Origin of the sequence: Desulfosporosinus sp. Sb-LF (assembly GCF_004766055.1) — a bacterium.
Lineage (GTDB): Bacteria > Bacillota > Desulfitobacteriia > Desulfitobacteriales > Desulfitobacteriaceae > Desulfosporosinus.
In genome coordinates this window covers 86,221-103,632 of sequence record NZ_SPQR01000005.1, presented here as the reverse complement: position 1 = coordinate 103,632, position 17,412 = coordinate 86,221, and the positions used below count along the sequence as shown (strand labels likewise).

Annotated in this window: 22 protein-coding genes and 1 riboswitch; of the genes, 10 read left to right on the top strand and 12 right to left on the bottom strand. The window is 42.8% G+C overall.

All coding sequences use genetic code 11. The annotated features are described in order from the left end of the window. Positions 1–109: 109 nt before the first annotated feature. The 4 genes from metA to crcB all read right to left on the bottom strand — a co-directional run bounded on the left by metA (position 110) and on the right by crcB (position 3,543). Positions 110–1,033, bottom strand: a complete 924-nt coding sequence (gene metA, locus E4K68_RS08725; protein WP_135378550.1) for a homoserine O-succinyltransferase — start codon at positions 1,031–1,033, stop codon at positions 110–112. A gap of 81 nt (positions 1,034–1,114) precedes the next feature. Further along, a complete protein-coding gene (locus tag E4K68_RS08720) occupies positions 1,115–2,407 on the bottom strand; it encodes a homocysteine synthase (RefSeq protein ID WP_135378549.1) in 1,293 nt (430 codons plus the stop codon). A 142-nt stretch (positions 2,408–2,549) separates the two neighbouring features. After that, a riboswitch (SAM riboswitch) is annotated at positions 2,550–2,656 on the bottom strand. A 138-nt stretch (positions 2,657–2,794) separates the two neighbouring features. Continuing rightward, a complete protein-coding gene (locus E4K68_RS08715) occupies positions 2,795–3,139 on the bottom strand; it encodes a DUF190 domain-containing protein (RefSeq protein ID WP_135378548.1) in 345 nt (114 codons plus the stop codon). A 29-nt stretch (positions 3,140–3,168) separates the two neighbouring features. Continuing rightward, positions 3,169–3,543, bottom strand: coding sequence for a fluoride efflux transporter CrcB (gene crcB / locus E4K68_RS08710; RefSeq protein WP_135378547.1), 375 nt, complete (start codon positions 3,541–3,543; stop codon positions 3,169–3,171). Positions 3,544–3,765: 222 nt separating this feature from the next. On the opposite strand from crcB, the gene E4K68_RS08705 reads away from it, so the two are divergent. After that, entirely contained in the window at positions 3,766–4,656 is an 891-nt protein-coding gene (locus tag E4K68_RS08705) for a selenium metabolism-associated LysR family transcriptional regulator (protein WP_135378546.1), read from the top strand. A gap of 174 nt (positions 4,657–4,830) precedes the next feature. On the opposite strand, the gene E4K68_RS08700 is transcribed toward E4K68_RS08705, so the two are convergent. Then, on the bottom strand, positions 4,831–6,030 hold the full coding sequence (locus E4K68_RS08700) for a C4-dicarboxylate ABC transporter (protein ID WP_135378545.1): 1,200 nt from the start codon (positions 6,028–6,030) through the stop codon (positions 4,831–4,833). A 402-nt stretch (positions 6,031–6,432) separates the two neighbouring features. Here E4K68_RS08700 and E4K68_RS08695 point away from each other — a divergent pair, with 402 nt between their 5' ends. The 5 genes from E4K68_RS08695 (at position 6,433) to E4K68_RS08675 (ending at position 10,144) form a co-directional block, all read left to right on the top strand. Further along, positions 6,433–7,509 (top strand): radical SAM protein, encoded by a 1,077-nt coding sequence (locus E4K68_RS08695; protein WP_135378544.1) that lies wholly within the window; start codon positions 6,433–6,435, stop codon positions 7,507–7,509. Positions 7,510–7,771: 262 nt separating this feature from the next. Next, a complete protein-coding gene (locus E4K68_RS08690) occupies positions 7,772–8,083 on the top strand; it encodes a metalloregulator ArsR/SmtB family transcription factor (RefSeq protein WP_135378543.1) in 312 nt (103 codons plus the stop codon). Positions 8,084–8,477: 394 nt separating this feature from the next. Further along, positions 8,478–8,714 carry a hypothetical protein gene (locus E4K68_RS08685; RefSeq protein WP_135378542.1) on the top strand — a complete coding sequence of 79 codons (237 nt, stop codon included), beginning with the start codon at positions 8,478–8,480 and terminating at the stop codon, positions 8,712–8,714. 75 nt (positions 8,715–8,789) lie between these two features. Further along, entirely contained in the window at positions 8,790–9,740 is a 951-nt protein-coding gene (locus tag E4K68_RS08680) for a permease (protein ID WP_135378541.1), read from the top strand. Positions 9,741–9,898: 158 nt separating this feature from the next. Next, positions 9,899–10,144, top strand: a complete 246-nt coding sequence (locus E4K68_RS08675) for a thioredoxin family protein (protein ID WP_135378540.1) — start codon at positions 9,899–9,901, stop codon at positions 10,142–10,144. A 53-nt stretch (positions 10,145–10,197) separates the two neighbouring features. Here E4K68_RS08675 and E4K68_RS08670 read toward each other — a convergent pair whose 3' ends face one another. Further along, complete coding sequence (locus E4K68_RS08670; RefSeq protein WP_135378539.1) at positions 10,198–10,668, bottom strand: HAD family hydrolase; 471 nt, start codon at positions 10,666–10,668, stop codon at positions 10,198–10,200. A 151-nt stretch (positions 10,669–10,819) separates the two neighbouring features. Between E4K68_RS08670 and E4K68_RS08665 the strand changes: the two genes are divergently transcribed. The 3 genes from E4K68_RS08665 (at position 10,820) to E4K68_RS08655 (ending at position 13,738) form a co-directional block, all read left to right on the top strand. Then, positions 10,820–10,981 carry a hypothetical protein gene (locus tag E4K68_RS08665; protein ID WP_199241727.1) on the top strand — a complete coding sequence of 54 codons (162 nt, stop codon included), beginning with the start codon at positions 10,820–10,822 and terminating at the stop codon, positions 10,979–10,981. A gap of 131 nt (positions 10,982–11,112) precedes the next feature. Next, complete coding sequence (locus tag E4K68_RS08660; RefSeq protein WP_135378538.1) at positions 11,113–13,311, top strand: heavy metal translocating P-type ATPase; 2,199 nt, start codon at positions 11,113–11,115, stop codon at positions 13,309–13,311. 28 nt (positions 13,312–13,339) lie between these two features. Then, the gene (locus E4K68_RS08655; RefSeq protein WP_282432975.1) at positions 13,340–13,738 is read left to right on the top strand and encodes a metalloregulator ArsR/SmtB family transcription factor; all 399 of its coding nucleotides are present in this window, start codon (positions 13,340–13,342) and stop codon (positions 13,736–13,738) included. A 5-nt stretch (positions 13,739–13,743) separates the two neighbouring features. Here E4K68_RS08655 and E4K68_RS08650 read toward each other — a convergent pair whose 3' ends face one another. Beyond that, on the bottom strand, positions 13,744–14,007 hold the full coding sequence (locus E4K68_RS08650) for a hypothetical protein (RefSeq protein WP_135378536.1): 264 nt from the start codon (positions 14,005–14,007) through the stop codon (positions 13,744–13,746). 264 nt (positions 14,008–14,271) lie between these two features. Next, positions 14,272–14,793: a ferritin gene (locus tag E4K68_RS08645; protein WP_135378535.1), complete on the bottom strand. Its 522-nt coding sequence runs from the start codon at positions 14,791–14,793 to the stop codon at positions 14,272–14,274. Positions 14,794–15,002: 209 nt separating this feature from the next. Between E4K68_RS08645 and E4K68_RS08640 the strand changes: the two genes are divergently transcribed. After that, entirely contained in the window at positions 15,003–15,431 is a 429-nt protein-coding gene (locus E4K68_RS08640) for a universal stress protein (RefSeq protein WP_135378534.1), read from the top strand. 74 nt (positions 15,432–15,505) lie between these two features. Here the strand turns inward: E4K68_RS08640 and E4K68_RS08635 are convergent, their stop codons facing one another. The 4 genes from E4K68_RS08635 to spoVAE all read right to left on the bottom strand — a co-directional run bounded on the left by E4K68_RS08635 (position 15,506) and on the right by spoVAE (position 17,407). After that, positions 15,506–16,045: a hypothetical protein gene (locus tag E4K68_RS08635; protein ID WP_135378533.1), complete on the bottom strand. Its 540-nt coding sequence runs from the start codon at positions 16,043–16,045 to the stop codon at positions 15,506–15,508. Between the two features lie 200 nt (positions 16,046–16,245). Continuing rightward, the gene (locus E4K68_RS08630) at positions 16,246–16,626 is read right to left on the bottom strand and encodes a RidA family protein (RefSeq protein ID WP_135378532.1); all 381 of its coding nucleotides are present in this window, start codon (positions 16,624–16,626) and stop codon (positions 16,246–16,248) included. Positions 16,627–16,813: 187 nt separating this feature from the next. After that, positions 16,814–17,017, bottom strand: a complete 204-nt coding sequence (locus E4K68_RS08625; protein WP_135378531.1) for a DUF1657 domain-containing protein — start codon at positions 17,015–17,017, stop codon at positions 16,814–16,816. Positions 17,018–17,053: 36 nt separating this feature from the next. Beyond that, positions 17,054–17,407 carry a stage V sporulation protein AE gene (gene spoVAE, locus E4K68_RS08620; protein ID WP_135378530.1) on the bottom strand — a complete coding sequence of 118 codons (354 nt, stop codon included), beginning with the start codon at positions 17,405–17,407 and terminating at the stop codon, positions 17,054–17,056. Between the last annotated feature and the right edge of the window lie 5 nt (positions 17,408–17,412).

Sequence of the window (17,412 nt, the reverse complement as noted above, 5' to 3'; positions counted from 1 at the left end):
GTGGATAGATTATTAGCAATCTATCCACCTTTTTTGGCGCTGTGCTCGGCATTGCGATGTTTTCAGGGAAGCAAGAGAACCGTCCCCTTGCTTTATCCTTGCTTCACTTTTAACGGCCGCCTAAGTCGTAGGGAGTCTCTTGATAGACGTAGTAATTCAACCAGTTTTGAAAGAGTAGGTTAGTATGAGAACGCCACTTGTGGATAGGGGTTTGAGTGGGGTCATTGTTCGGAAAATAGTCTTTCGGAAGAGCAATAAAAAGCCCTTTGGCAATGTCTCGGTCATATTCCTCTTTTAAGGTTAAGGTATCATATTCTGAATGCCCTGTTACGAATACTTGACGGCCGTCTTTAGACACCACAATGTAAATTCCTGCCTCGTCAGACTCCGATAAAATCTCTAATTCAGAGTGCTTATCAAGGTCGCGGCGCTTAATTTCTGTATGACGTGAGTGGGGGACATAGAATTCATCGTCAAAACCACGGAGGAGTTGCATGCCGTTTAAGCCTCGTTTATTCACATCGTGTTTAAAAATACCGAACATTTTTTCAGCGAGAGGATATTTGGGGATGCCGTAATGATGATATAGCCCAGCTTGAGCACCCCAACAGATGTGTAAAGTAGAGGTTACATGAGTTTTTGTCCAGTCCATGATGGCCTGAAATTCTTTCCAATAGGTGATTCCCTCGAAGTCTAGGTGTTCTACGGGTGCCCCAGTGATAATCATCCCGTCAAACTTTTGGCCCTTAATGTCATCAAAACTTTTATAGAAGGAATCCATGTGTTCCTGGGCCGTATTTTTAGAAAGATGGCTTTCAATATGCAAGAGCACAATGTCGACTTGCAAGGGAGAGTTTCCTAGCAGTCGCAAAAGCTGTGTTTCGGTTGTTTCTTTGCGCGGCATTAGATTGAGGATCACGATTTTCAAAGGACGTATATCCTGGTGAAAGGCGCGCTCTTCTCCCATTACAAAGATGTTTTCTTGACTTAGTATTTCCATAGCGGGTAAATGTTCAGGAATTTTAATTGGCATGAATAACCCCCCTTTTGTCGATGCACGTTGCAAGCACTTTCTCGACACCATTTTCATACATCACATATTGCCTCTGGTTTTTTAGCTTTTCTGACTGGCCAGTAGGGCTTGATCCAAATCATATAGAAGATCGTTGATCGATTCTAAGCCTATGGAGAGGCGGATCATATCGGGCGATATACCTGCAGCGCGCTGAGATTCTTCATTTAGCTGTTGATGGGTTGTGCTTGAAGGATGTATGACGAGGGATTTAGCATCCCCGACATTCGCCAGGTGAGAAAATAACTTTAGACTGTTAATGAACTTTTCTCCTTCAATAAGTCCGCCTTTGACACCAAAGGTAAAGATTGCGCCCGCACCTCTAGGTAGGTACTTTTTAGCTAGTGTATGATACGAGCTCTTTGCTAGGCCCGGATAGTTAACCCAAGTGACGAACTCATGCTGGTCGAGAAATTCTGCTACCTTTTGGGCGTTTTCGATATGGCGTTCCATGCGTAAGGGAAGCGTTTCTAACCCTTGCAAAAACAAGAAAGAATTGAACGGGGAGAGTGCTGCCCCAGTATCGCGTAGGAGGGATACTCTTGCTTTGGTGATATAGGAAGCATTGCCGCAGGCTTCAGTATAGACAATGCCATGGTAGCTGGGATCAGGTTGGCTGAGTTCTGGGAATTTGCCATTGCTCCAGTCGAACTTTCCAGAATCAATAATGATCCCGCCGATAGAAGTACCATGCCCACCAATGAATTTAGTGGCAGAATGAACGACAACATCGGCTCCGTGTTCAATAGGTCGACATAAGTAGGGTGACGCAAATGTATTGTCTACTATGAGAGGGAGTCCGTTTTCGTGAGCGATACGGGCAATTTCCTCGAGATCGGCAACATTAATTTGAGGATTCCCGATGGTTTCGGTATACAGGGCTTTTGTTTTGTCCGTGATTTTGGATCGGAATTCTTCAGGTTTGTCGCCATCGACAAAGTGAACTTTGATGCCGAGCTTTGCAAATGTATAGGCGAACAAAGTGTACGTGCCGCCATAAAGGGAGCTCGAGGCGACAATTTCGTCCCCAGCCTGAGCGATGTTTAAAATAGCATACGTGATAGCAGCTTGCCCTGACGCGGTAGCGAGTGCTCCGACGCCCCCTTCAAGAAGTGCTATGCGTTGTTCAAAGACGTCTTGTGTGGGATTCATGATCCGGCTATAAATATTGCCAGGCTCTTTTAGGGCAAATAGATTGGCGGCATGGTCGGTGTCGTTGAATACAAAGGAGGACGTCTGGTAGATTGGGACGGCACGGGAATTGGTTGCGGAATCAGGGCTTTGACCTCCATGTAAGGAAATAGTTTCGAAACCTAGTTGACGTTCTTCAGTCATGATAATTCCTCCTAAATAAAGTTTACCTTGGGTACCCATCCAATGTTAAGTTTTGGAGGGGGAGAGTGCAATTATGCGGGTTTTAGATAAATGAAAAACGGCTACTTCAAGAGAAGTGGCCGTTATGTTATTTAACGCGCTACTCTCATCTCTCAGAACCTACGGTTCTGTTGGAATTAGCACCATATAGCTTTCGCTATCGGTTGCCGGGCATCATTGGGCCAGTCCCTCCGCCACTCTTGATAAGAGAAATAAATATTCAATTTTGCTAGTTGGAATATAGTCACTATAAAACAAATCGGGGCCTAAGTCAAGCTCGATATTTGAACTTCTTGGTTCTAAGTCCCGCGATCGAATAGCGCATATCTCTGGGTCGTTTAGCTAAATTTAAGAGGGAGTAATTCCATCGAGAGAGCTTCCTTTATGAACTTCGATGTTAACCGTGTACACCAATCCTTTGGGGACCAGCTTAGATACTTCTGGTACGATAGAATTAATTTTTTCTTCTGTATCGACAATCTCCAAAATGATGGGTAAGTCTGAGGACAACTCTAATAGTCGGGCAGAACGCAAAATTTTATCTTCGCCATAGCCCTCAATTCCCCTCAAGACGGTGACACCGATGATCCCTTGTTCTTTTAGCCAATGAACTAAATATTGGTATAGTGGCTTGTTTTTGTGTCGTTCGTTTTCGCCAACGTAGACTTTAAGTAACTTTGCCTTGCCGACCATACACTCGTCCTCCTTTAGAATTTGATTTCTTAGAGTAATCGAGCTAAACCTACGCCAAAGGCCACGCCGGTGAACCCTACGATAACGCTAAGTATGGTGTATAAACCTGCCGTAAAGAAACTCCCACCTTCCAGTAAGGAAATCACTTCAAAACCGAATGTAGAAAACGTCGTATAAGCCCCTAAGAAACCGACACCGATTCCCAGGCGCCAAAGGGGGCTGATGGTTAATCGTTCAATGAATAAGATATTTAAGAACCCTAAGAGAAAGGCGCCGCTTATATTGATCAGAAATGTGTGTAAGGGGAATCCTTGGTTCCACTTATTCGAAATCCACACCCCGAGTCCATAACGAGACAGGGCTCCAAGCGCGCCGCCAAGGGCAATGACAATTACGTTTTGCATCACGTTACCCCTTTATCTGGAAATTTCCCAGTATCTTTAAAAATGGAAAAGTCTTGATTTTCTTATCATAATACATACGATGAATGGACACAACAAGTAGGTATATGTTCAATTGGGTATTTGCATAATTCACTTAATGTAATTTGTGAAATCTTAAAATCGGTGGTATAGTTTTTCTTTGATCTTAATCTATTGTAAGCTCATAAATTTGAGGTGTATTGTATGATCGCTGATCCCTTGAAAATCTTTGTGACTGTAGTCGAGCATAAGAATTTCTCTCGTGCTGCAGAAGAACTTTATTTGTCCCAGCCTAGTGTTAGTTTGCAAATTCGTAATTTAGAAAATGAACTTGGCACAAAACTCATTAATCGTTCGCCAAAACACCTGGAACTCACTCAATCGGGTGAGATTTTTTACGGATATGCCAAGCAGATATTGCATTTGCATGATAAGGCCAAACAGGAAATCGACCAGCTGACAAATGTCGTTACAGGGGCCCTAAAAGTCGGGGCAAGCTATACTATTGGGGAGTATATATTACCCTTTGTCTTAGCTGAGTTTGCGGCTCAATTTCCGAATGTGGACATTGAAGCATCCATCGCTAATACCGAAGAGATGATCCAAGCAGTTCGGGCAAACCACTTGGACCTTGCCTTGGTGGAAGGGGAGGTTAATTATTCGGACCTTGATATCCGCCCCATTATGGAGGATGAGATTATTTTAGTGGTGCCTAACCAACATGCCTTGGCTAGACTTCCTGTCGTTACAGCAGAGCATCTTCAGGACCAAGTATGGATTCTCAGAGAAGGCGGTTCTGGGACTCGCGCCTTCAGCGACAAGCTTATCAAAGATTGGGGAATCAACGTCAAAAAAACTTATATCTTTGGCAGTGGTCAGGCCGTAAAGCAGGCCGTCATGGCCGGTCTGGGGATTGCCCTTGTTTCATCTTGGATCGTACGCAAAGAATTGAACGCGCAAGAACTGACGGAGATCAAGATACAGGGTAAGCGATTAACACGTTCTTTCTCGTTAATCAACCCCAAGAATCATGAAATGTCCAAGGCAATGGAAGTTTTCACGGAGCAACTTTTCTCTCATGACTTACTTACTTAGTTTAGAATCAGTCATATGGCGGGTGGCTAGTTGAAAATGGCTTGCGTCTTGAAAAGTGAATGAATACTTAAACGGAATAAATGGCAAAAGAACTGATTACCCTTCGTGGAGAATCGGCTCTTTTGCCATTTGTATCATAAAACGATGTTATTGAGACTGTAAGGTTTTTCTGATTCATCCAACCGTGAATGGATTACCATGTGCCGAGTTGCCCAAACGTCTGTCATCAGCTTTTTGTGAAACCAGATGTAGACGTGGAGATCGCCAATGCAGTAATGAACCATCACACACGCCAATCATAGTTTTGGTAAAGACAAGGCTAAAGAGCCCTGCCAAAACAACAAACTGTATCAATCCGGCGATGGCAAAGAATGAATGCCCTATGAGATGGTTCAAGGCGTAGGTCCCAGTGGTAAAACTACCGAGTGGGAAGACGTAACCCCACCAGCCAAGGCTGTAGGGGATTTTGCTCTTTTTGTCGGTAAGATGCAGCAGAGAGTAAAGGCTGGCAATGATGATCCACCAGATACCCACTCCCCACATGGAAACGGCGAAGATGATACCTAGCGCGTGAAATCCGGAGTTCCATGCACCAAAGATGGGCTGAGTGACAAGGGGAAGGGTGCTAAAAATAGTCATGGTCATTCCAATGGGTCCGATTTCGATCCAAACGCTCGGGGCAAACCCTCCAGCGATTTTACCTCCATAAACAAGCCTAGAATAATATAGACTACTGATCATTATAAATAGGAAAAAGGTCATGCCGAACATAGCCAAAATGAGGATGGAAAAGGAAAACTGCCAAGTTAAGGAATTCCAATAGGGGATGAGATTAGCACCGGTGGCTGCGGCCACGATGGGGGGGACCACTGGAATAAGCCAGCTAGCATGGGTTTCATCAAGGGAGACTTGGTGGGAAACAAAGAGCAAATAGGGTACTGTAACGATGGTAAACAGGGAAATAACGACACCACAAAGCCAGATGCTTTTACTGATCAAGATGGCGGTTGTTGGAGTAAAGAGATGTGTCCCGATCACAAGGTAGTCATTCCCAATCACATTGATGCCCATCGCCAAGGCACCATAAAAAAGAATCTTGTTCGGATCAGAAAAATCCCTTAGAGCTTCGTCAGTGTGGCGGATCCAACGCCACAACCATAAGCCAAGAGCTGTTGCAAAGGCTATGTTAGTTAAAAGGAAAAAACCTATGCCTATTGAGTGCTGCCCAGGTAAGGGAATGGGCGAAGTATAGGTTAGGGCGGCAACAATGCCAATTCCCATGACGACGGTGAACCAATTAGTGCCAAACTGACGTGCAATAGAAGGGCGTTGACTGATTTGCGGAAGTGATAGGGTTGCTGGGGATGCTAACATGGATTATTCCTCCAATTTATAGGTATCTCGTACGTAATGAGTGAGATAAGAGTACGAATCCTTTAATGCCTTAACTATACTGTGTCAGTTTAGGTCGAGCAATTCAGATTTCGAATACAAAGTATAGAGAAAATAGAGATGCCCCTTGTTGACCTGTCGACAATAAACGAATAGTATGATATATACGGAAAGTATCGGCTACTTTTGATTTGAAGATGAAAGACCTGTGTTTATAACATACAAATGACAGTGATGTAGCAGATATAATTTTTAGAAGGGCGTGATTTTTTATTGAGAATGCAAAAGCGTTCTTAAAGGCTTTTGAGGTAAGAAATGCTGCATTTATATATTCTCAGATGTAGGTGTAACAATTAATTAAGAGTCGAGAGGAGAGGTACAGGAATGAAAGATGTGGTTGACATAATCTATCATCCTTCGCCATCAATAGAACGCCTTTATTTGGAGTTAACCAATCGCTGTAATTTATCTTGTGAAATGTGTTACCGCCAGAACTGGCAAGAACCCTTGGGTGATATGTCGAGCGATGTTCTGAGTTCTATTGCGGGTGAGGTAACTGCATTTCCAGATCTTAAGGAAATAATTCTGGGCGGGATTGGTGAGCCGACGATTGCGGATAATTTTCGTCAAGCGGTGGAGCTATTCGCTCCAAAGTATGAAGTTACCGTGACGACGAACGGTACTACATTGAACGACCAGATGATAGAATTCTTAATTTCTCGTGGCGTGGCTCGGATCGCCCTGTCTGTTGATTCGACCGATGTACTGGCCTTCGACGCAATCCGGCATCAAAATGTACAAGGAATCTTAGAGAGCACACGTCATATAGCTGACCTGCAGGTGATGGGGAAACCAGAGATTATATGGGAATTTGTAGCCATGAAGAGCACGCTTCCCTTTTTGCGGGAGACCGTGCGTCAGGCCGCGAAACTGGGAGTTAATCGGATCTTTGTTACCCATGTTTTGCCGATGCGGCAAGAGATGATTACGGAAACCCTTTATTACCCCACGTTATTTCCTGAGACCGATCGAATCTTTCGAGAGGCTTTTTTAATGGGATTGGCCAAAGGGATTGATGTAGTTTTACCTCAAAGTAAGTTAAGAACAGAACGGTATTGCAAGTTTGTGGAAACTCAAAGTGCTGTTGTACGCTGGGATGGTCAGGTTTCTCCCTGTTATCGGTTTTTGCATTCTTATCCAGAGTATGTGTTTGGAAGATATAAGCAGATTGAGGCCCATAGTTTTGGTTCACTTAGGGAACGATCATTGCTCGAAATCTGGACGTCAACTGAGTTTATGAGTTATCGTTACAATGTGACAACCGGAGGGTATCCTTCGTGTACGGATTGTGAGTTTGTTAATGGTTGCGATATGGTTTTCCGGACTGACATGGATTGCTTAGGTAATGCTCCCTCGTGTGGAGATTGTCTGTGGGGACGGGGTATAACCGTTTGTCCATGAGGTAGAATTAACGAGCATGATAAGTTGAGACATTTTTTAAAAGGGTGCGCTCTCTAGACACAAAGGGGTCTCTAACAAACCCTTTTTCAGTTTGTTAGAGACCCTTTTCATTTTCCGGAATGAATTGAATGAGATGTTGACGCTCACGAATATTGTATTTGAATCTTAGGGTATATTATAATATTATTAATTGGTTGCTTCATGGGCAGATTATAATTAAAAATAGATTAGAGGGATTTTTACGGAAGAGCAGATCGTATCCATGAAGAGTGATTTTTTTAAGGCCTTAGCGCACCCTACCCGGGTACGTATTCTCGAACGACTGGCGAAGAATGGCGAAGAAGTCTGTGTTTGTGAGCTAATCGAGGATTTGGGAATCGAACAGTCGAATTTATCTCAACACTTGAGCATTTTGCGCAAACAACAAATTATTACATCTACAAAAGTGGGCTTAAAAGTCATGTACCGTGTCAAATACCCTGAAGTATTAACCATTCTGGAGAAGGTCCAGAAGATTCTTGCCCAACATTTTCAAGAAGGGGAAGCTTTGATGAGACATCTTACTGATCGCTAAGAAGGCAGTAATGTCATTTTGATAACGATCTAAGAACAGGGAAAAGGGTAGGGATTGTTTCAACCATGAGATGAGCAACAGGGGCATTTGTACAGAAAAGTACAGATGCCCCTGTTGTGTTAAAAAGATAATAGATGCAATTATTGACGCATAATTCAAGAAGTGATAGTATAATATTACTATATGATAATTATATAATATAGTTTATTTAAGAAGGTTGGTGATCGAAAGTAAGGTTCATATTTGTTGCGGCCATACTCAGCTCAGTTGGAATTTGGGCTTAGAATCTTTCCTGATTAATGGGGTTGCCCTGGTCATTACATTGCTTTTGAGTTTTATCATGATACTCTAGTGGAATTCGCTAAATCCAAAGAAGTGGTAGGGAATTTATGAGATGAAAACATGTTATAACTGCGGTCTTGGTATGGAGGATAACAACGGCTTAGTAAGTTGTTATAAGTACAAAACCCTGAGTGAGTCACAAGAGGAGAAAAGCTACTGTATTTATTACATTGAAAAAATTTTTGAAGATGATGAACCTTTAGCTCTGATGCAATACCTGCTCTTAGTGGAGCAAGAACTAGGAAAGCGGAAAATGAAAATTAGTATCAATAATGGTCTTCGGGTATAGTCGAAAAGCTCATTTCTTTATCGCAAAAAACGTAAGAAGAACATAGAAGAATTGTCATAAGAGAGGGCTGATTATATGCTCCAAACGTTTGCTGGCTATGTAGCGTACACACTGATTGGTCTTTTACCGAACAGTCATATGGGTGCCGCTGTTGACTTTTTTATCTATGATACGATCAAGATCTTTTTAATGTTGGCGATTATCATCTTTTTTGTTTCACTGATCCGCAGCTTTTTTCCCCCGGAACGCACTAAGAGGATTTTGAGCTATAAACGAGAATATGTTGGGAATATCCTTGCAGCCCTGTTGGGAATCGTGACTCCGTTTTGTTCCTGCTCCGCAGTGCCAGTCTTCATCGGCTTTGTAGAATCGGGAGTGCCTCTAGGGGTTACCTTTTCCTTCCTTATATCCTCACCGATGGTGAACGAAGTAGCTTTGATCATGCTCTGGGGAATGTTTGGTTGGCAGATCGCAGCGATTTACATTGCTACTGGGATTACCGTCGCCATTGTAGGCGGGTTGGTGATTGGAAAACTTAAACTAGAACATCTGGTGGAGGAGTATGTTTACAATATAAAAATGGGCGAAACTGAATTAGCTGCCTTAACTTGGAGGGAAAGGGTAGAGTATGCCTGGGAATACGTTGTGGATATTCTGAAAAAGGTCTGGCTGTATGTCATTATTGGGATAGCCATAGGTGGCGTAATGCATGGTTATGCACCTGCTGATTTCCTAGTTAAATATGCTGGAAAGGATAACCTATTTGCCGTTCCTCTAGCAGTGCTCATTGGGGTGCCTCTCTACTCCAATGCAGCTGGGATCATTCCAATTGTCCATGTGCTGATGGAAAAGGGAATGGCTTTAGGTACGGTTCTTGCTTTTATGATGGCCGTGACGGCCTTAAGTTTGCCGGAAATGATTATTTTACGCAAAGTTTTAAAACCAAAACTGCTCGGCACTTTTGTTGGAATCATGACGGTAGCGATCATTTTCGTGGGTTTTTTGTTTAATTGGATATTTGCCTAGAGCATACTAAAGGAAGGTTTCCTAATTAACTCATAAGCTTATTTAATGTGAGTATGTTGGACGATGTAAGCGCAATGAACGATCGGGAGTGACACATTGAAAATTCAGATGTCATTTTGATACAACGAGTTAAGAACAGAGAAAAGGGGTTGGGACTGTTGGATATTAAAATCTTAGGTTCTGGGTGTTCAAATTGTGCGAAGTTAGAAAAGGTAACCAAGGAAGTCATAGCTCAGCTCGGGATTGAAGCCCACGTTGAAAAGGTCGAAGACATGCAAAAAATTATGTCCTATGGAGTTATGAGTACTCCGGCTCTCGTGATTAACGGAGTGGTTAAGCTAGTGGGGAAAGTGCCGAATAAGGCGCGCCTGATTGAAATCCTAGAAAAGGAACTGAATGCTTAATAAGAATCCCCGCCATACTGGAGAAATGTGGCGGGATTTTTATCGAATAAATCTTAGCGTCTTAAAGTCGCCTTGAGACGCTGAGTTACTAAGAGCAAACCGAAACTATCTTCTATTTTATTCACCACCAAATCAGCGGACTGGAGAGCCTGCATGCAGGCTCCCTCAAAGCCAATGACAGCAATGCCTAAATGTGCTCTTTCGAGCATTAATTGATCGTTTGCTCCGTTTCCAATAGCGACAATTTCCCGGGGACCGAACTGTAACAGATAATCCGCTTTTTCCTGGGTATGGTCAGTGCTTTCCAATAATGTTACCTGTACGGGCAAACCTGAACACTGCTGCTCTACGGTACCGAATGTATCTGAAGTTAGAATGTGGATTTCCAGAAATAGAGACAAACGGCTGAGACTTTCCCTTACAGATTTAAATATTTGGCCGTCTAAGGCTAATGTTCCGTTGTAATCAAGGACTAACACCTCCAAGTTCATGGTTCCTCGGCCTGGAATATCGACTTGAATCATAAAATCCCCTCCCATGAAATCGAGTGTTTTGGGTTTAATTGATAGATATAATAGTACCATTTTTCCTGGTCGGGAAAAACTAAAATGGATCTACTTCATTATGAGCCATTGAAAAAGAAATAATGATTCAAGTTGCAATTCAAAAAAACATATGAAGCGGCTTCGCCAAGCGGGATTCGTGCATGAACGTCCCGGAGGGCAATGGATATATTATTCGTTGAATATGGAAAATCCACTGCTTGATTTGCTTATGCCTACATTTCCCGAGGTCGCAGAAGACGAAGAACGGGTTATGCGTGCCGAAGGAAAATGAGTAAAGTTTTGATTGTAATATTAAGATAGTTATGATACCTTTTTATATGAATGATTAAACATATGAACATACTTTGAAAATTAATATTGATGAAACACTAGATGGCGAGGATATTTTGAGGAGGGGAAGATATGTCCCAACTTATATCTAGAGAAGAAGACCGAGTGAAGTGTCGGATTGAAGGAGAATTCTGTGCGAATTGTTCGGCGAAAATGGAGAGAATGCTAAGCGCAACAGAAGGAATAGGAGAGACAACGATCAACTATGCAACAAAAACTGTTTTTTTGCCTCCTTCGCGAGTCGAGCAGGCTCAAGATATTATGGAGAAGATTGAAGCAGGAGTTAAACTTATCCCAATTCACTCGAATCAAAAAGTGACTTCTCCGGATAATCCTGCTGTGGTGGATAAGAAGAATCAGTGGAGATTTATAAGGATTATGATCGCTTGTGGGTTATTTGCAGTGGGTTTGGTTTTTGAGTCGCGTTGGAAAAACAGTTCTTGGGAAGTTCTTGAATATCTGGTCAACTTGACGGCTTATTTTTTAGTAGGCTTTAAAGTCTTAGCAAAGGCTGTCCGCAATATATCAAAGGGACAACTCTTAGATGAGAACTTTCTAATGTCTTTGGCTACTGTCGGGGCGATTGCGATTCATGCGCTACCTGAAGCAGTGGCAGTCATGTTGTTCTATTCCGTAGGTGAATACTTAGAGGATCGGGCAGTAAACCGTTCTCGTCGTTCTATTCAGGCTTTGCTAGATTTTCGTCCGGAGTATGCCAATCTAATTCATCAGCTGGATGTGATCAAAGTTGATCCCGAAGAGGTGCAAGTTAGTCAGCAGGTTTTGGTTCGCCCAGGAGAAAAGATTCCATTAGACGGCGAAATTGTGAACGGAACTTCATTTGTCGACACATCTGCTCTGACTGGGGAGTCGGTTCCAAGAAGAGTCAAAGTGGGGGATACCATTTTAGCCGGTATGATCAACACTACTGGGGTCTTGACGGTACGTGTTACGAAAGTGTTTGCTGAATCATCCGTACAAAAGATTTTAGACTTGGTCGAGAATGCTAGTACTCATAAAGCGGCTACGGAAAAGTTTATTACGACGTTCGCTCGCTATTATACGCCTGCTGTTGTCGTGGCAGCTTTAGGAATTGCCTTAGTGCCCCCGCTTTTGATCGGCGGAAGTTTTCAGGAGTTGTTCTATAGGGCATTAACAATTTTGGTGATTTCTTGCCCCTGCGCTCTAGTGATTTCTGTTCCTTTGGGCTATTTCGGCGGGATTGGGGGCGCTTCGCGTCATGGGATCTTGATTAAAGGAGCGAACTATTTAGAAGCGTTGACAAATATTCATACCGTGGTGTTTGATAAGACGGGAACTCTAACGGAAGGGGTCTTCCAAGTCATAGAAATTAACCCAGCAGAAGGGTATATGGAAGGGCAACTTTTAGAAATTGCAGCCAGTGCTGAAGCTTATTCCCCTCATCCTATTGCTAAATCAATTCGCCAGAAGTACGGGAAAGATAGTGAGTTGGCAGGCAACCTAAGTTATGAAGAAGTAAGTGGGAAAGGAATTCGAGCGTTCTTAGACGGAAAGACTATTTTAGTAGGTAAAGCTGAACTATTGGAACAAGCTGGGATCTCAATATCAGGACTTACGGTTGACAAGGCACTGAGGACGGTTGTTTACATCTCTGTAGACGGGGAGTATGCGGGGCAATTGGCAATCTCTGACCGTGTGAAGGCGGATTCAAGGGAAACGATCACTCGTTTAAACCAGATGGGCATAAAGACGGTTATGCTTACTGGGGATAACCAAGCTGTTGCCAAGGCAGTAGCAGAAGAATTAGCCATGAGCGAATATCACTTTGATTTAATGCCAGAGGATAAGGTTGTTTGGCTTGAAGCACTAAGTCAAGCCAAACAACAGGGAAAAGTGGCGTTTGTGGGCGATGGACTCAATGATGCCCCAGTGTTGGCCCGTGCGGATGTGGGGATTGCAATGGGTGGCTTGGGATCGGATGCAGCGATTGAAGCTGCTGATGTCGTGATTATGGAAGATCAACCGAGTAAGCTTGTGGATGTCATTCATATTGCTCGATACACAAAGAAGATTATTTGGCAAAACATTGGAGTTGCTTTGAGTGTGAAGCTGGTGTTCATTTTGTTAGCGGTCTTCGGACTGGCAAATATGTGGATGGCCATTTTCGCTGACGAAGGGGTCGCTTTGCTGGCTATTCTGAACGCCATGCGTATTAGACGGTATCATAGCCCAGGAAATTCCTCTCAAGAAGCTTTGCTATCGCGAGCAGTTAAAGTGGCCGCGCGGTAGAACTTTTAAGTTCGGAGGTAGTATGATTGTGAAAAAGGATGCAGATGCCGCTATCGATAAAAATGAAAAAAAGGTAGAGGACGCCGTTTGTGACATCTTATGTGTACATCATGAGGTGATCGATAAGTATTCGAATCAATTGATTACCCTTGACAGGGCGTATAGTTTGGCAGAGTTATTTAAGACCCTGGGTGATCCGACCAGAATCAGAATTATGGATGCCCTGGCGAAATCTGAGTTTTGTGTTTGTGATCTGGCTGAATTATTAGGATTAAGCCAATCAGCGACATCTCACCAACTACGAGTGCTTCGTAACAGTGATCTTGTCAAATACCGACGGGAGGGGAAGATGGTCTATTATTCCGTGCATGACTCTCATGTCTCAGAGCTCTATCGTCAGGGATTAGAGCATATTGACGAAGGTTAATGCGGTTAAGCTTTATGCAAATACCATTTGCAGGTGCTCAGCTCATATTTGAGCTCGTACAGTTTTAAGAGCCCGTTAATCTCGCTCTGACAACGAAAGATAAGCATGCGATTTCCAGCGAGTTTTTCCTCCGAGCGGGTTATGACTCGGTCAACTTTGACCACTATGTTGGAAGTGTCATCGGAAGTCAGCTTATAGCGAATGGGATTAGGGATTCCCTCGCGGGTAAACCAAGCTATCATGTCAATCGGTTGCATCAAAATCCTCAAACTTTTCACCTACCCTAATTCAAAGAATGCTAGACATTGTGAGATAGTCTTCATCTTGGAGCACACCTAACAAGAATACTTTAACAGAACGAATGTTCCGTGTAAAGAGTATGCATGTTTTAGGTCTGGAATATTCTCAGGAGATTTCATTGAAAGTTGCACAAAGAAAGAGTCCTGCTGGCATAGGGTGCCAACAGGACTCTTTACGCCTTTTTGAAGTTTTGAAAGAGGATACTTAAGAATAGTTCGAAGTAGAGATTTGGATTAAACCGGTACTCCAGGAATGATAGCCGGCGTATAGATGCGTTGGGCGAGCTCGCTATCGATCATAAAGATTCCAGCTCCGTCCCCGTTAATAAGTTTAAGTTTGTTGAGAACACGGCCCATATTCTCCTCTTCTTCCGCCTGTTCCGTGATGAACCATTGGAGAAAAATTTCTGTCGTATGATCTTTGACTTCTCGTGCAATGTCCATAAGAGAATAAATGGACTGGGTAACAAATTGCTCATGTTTTAAAGCAAGTTCGAAGACTTCTTGGGGACTTGAAAATTCGTTTTGGGGTTTTCCGATTTCGGTTAAAGTTACCTTACCGCCAATCTTGTTCAGATAGTTAAAGAAACCTAGGGCATGATCGCGTTCTTCCTGAATCTGAACACGGAAGTAATTGGCAAATCCATCTAGGTTTAGGGATGAGAAATAAGCTTGCATGGCAAGATAGAAATAAGCTGAGAAGAATTCTTTGTTCACCTGATCATTGATAGCTTGAATCATTTTTTCGTTTTGCATAATTCCACCTACCTTTTGTTTTTAGAATTACCGTTTAACGGATTATCTATGTAGCTATTCTACATTGTCTTTGAAGTTCCTCTAAGGAAAAATGATTTTATAAAAATAATTATAATATTTATTAATAAAAGAGGATTCATATGTGTAGCGTAGAATATCTAATACTAGAATCCTATGATTTTGAAAAATGGGTTTAGGAGGTTATGGTAATGTTTAAAAAGATATTGGTGGCAACGGATGCCTCGGAGTATTCGCGTCGAGCGTTAATAACTGCTCTAGAATTTGCACGGACATATCACGCTGAAATTGAACTTCTGTTCGTTACGTACATCCGGGAAGCCTATTGGGGTTATAATGTAGCTTATAGTGTATTAGTTCCGCAGGAAGAAATTGAACAGGGAGGGGAGCTCGCAATAGAAGCTACACTTAAAGGAATCGATGTTGGGGATGTCCCTTTGAAGAAGAAAGTAGTACAGGGATACCCGGCAACTCTTATCTTGGAAGAAGTCGAAAATGAAGCCATCGATTTAGTGGTCATGGGGAGTCATGGATATGGCCCGATTTCTGGTTCCGTGTTAGGCAGTGTGAGCCAGCGTGTCCTCCAAAAGGCGAAATGCCCTGTTCTTATTGTTAAATGAGAGATTCTATACGTTCTGGACGCTGAACAGGCTGTTGACCATAAAAACTTGTCAACAGCCTGTTTCTTTATATCCTAAAATGGAAGCCCTATTCTTCGAATGAGTGCAAATCCCGCGCGTTTAGCCATAGGCAGGAATACTCTGCGTAGAAGGGGAAGGCCTACACGCCGTACGAGAGGAGCTCCCACGCTGCGTGCCAGAGGAGGACCAAAGCGTTGGGCGATGGGTAGGCCCATTTTGCGTGCCAGAGGAGGTCCAAATTGTTTCATGAGAGAAGGGCCGTATTGCTTTATAAGAACTCCAGCTTGCTGTTGCCAGAGGTTAGTAGACCCTGCTGTAGTGGAAGAGGGTGGCTGTTGGGGAGAAGATAGAATGGGTTTTTGAACAGGAGATGCAGATTGGACTGACGGAGGTTGAGTGATAGGTTGAGTGATAGGTTGAGTGATAGGTTGAGTGATAGGTTGAACTAGGGGTTGAACCATAGGCTGAGCTATTGGTTGAGAAACCGGTGTAGGAATTTGCTGTTGAATAGGGTTCGTTCCCTGTCGCGGAATGGGAGAAAATCTGTTCTGCTGACTTGGGTAATAACCCCGCTGCCCCTTTAACGATGTCATGGGCAAGCCCCCTTTATATAAATATGAGAATCATTTTGTGGATAATACACGATATGCACCAATTGGATTTATGTTCCACATTAGGTATAATATGACTAAATATTCCTCGTGAAATGATTCGTATAAATAAAGAGAAAAAGGTTCTTAAAATCCTTATTCGAATTTTAAGAACCTTTTGGTTTAAAATTATAAGTGGGTGATTATTCGGCCAGAGCAATTGCTTCAATTTCAATAATGGCGTCTTTAGGCAAACGCGCGACCTGTACAGCCGAACGAGCGGGAGGGTTACTTGAGAAATAGGTAGCATAAACGGTATTCATTGCTGCGAAGTCATTCATGTCACGTAGAAAAACCACGGTTTTAATGACTTTGTCCATGGAAGAGCCTTGAGACTCTAAAATCGCTTTGAGATTATCTAAGGATTGTTTGGTTGCTCCTTCGATATCAGCGACCAGTTCTCCACTTTGTGGGTTTAGCGGGAGCTGTCCAGACGTGAAAATCAGGTTTCCTAACTTGACACCCTGAGAGTAAGGGCCAATGGCTGCAGGTGCATTTGGAGTATTAATGATTTGTTTATTCATGACAATCTACCTCCTTGAAGTTGTTATGCAATTTTTGTGCCATAACAGACTAGCTTAGTATAACTGATTTTGGGCAAATAAACCAAGTAAGAAATTGTAATTTTGTCAACTTCATGTGATATTAGTGGTAAAGTCTTATTAGCGGTAGATAAAGCAGAAAAGAGTTCTGCTTTATCTACATAGTGGATTATTGTTTGTATTGAGGTTCCTGTTGCTTAATGTACTGCTCTCTTCCTTTTAACTCAGTAAGAGCTGAATCAAAGGTTTGGGCGAGTTGCTCAAAGGTTTTCTTAGCTTGTTGGTCCTGAGTTTCTAAAGAAAATGTCTTCATAGTAGCAGCTGCACTTTGAATTGTAGCGATGGCTTGTTGCATTTGTGTTCCAACGGTCATGTCTTTTTTCACCTCCTTCATAGAGTCTCAAGTGACTTAACCTTTGGGTTTAAATACGAGTGCCCCAAGGAAGCCAAAGATGATCGCAGCAGATATACCTGCACTTGTAATCTGAAAGATACCGGTTAAAACCCCGATAAGGCCAGTAGAATCAAATTCCTTTAAAGCGCCTTTTACCAAAGAATTGCCAAAACTGCATATAGGTATCGTTGCTCCTGCACCAGCAAATTTGACAAGTGGATCATAAAGCCCCAATCCTCCAAGAATCGCTCCCACGACGACTAAGGTACTTGTCGTATGGGCAGGGGTTAGTTTTAGTCCATCGAGCATTAACTGTCCAATCACACAAATCAAACCGCCCACTATAAAAGCCCATAAAAATTTCTCCATCCTAA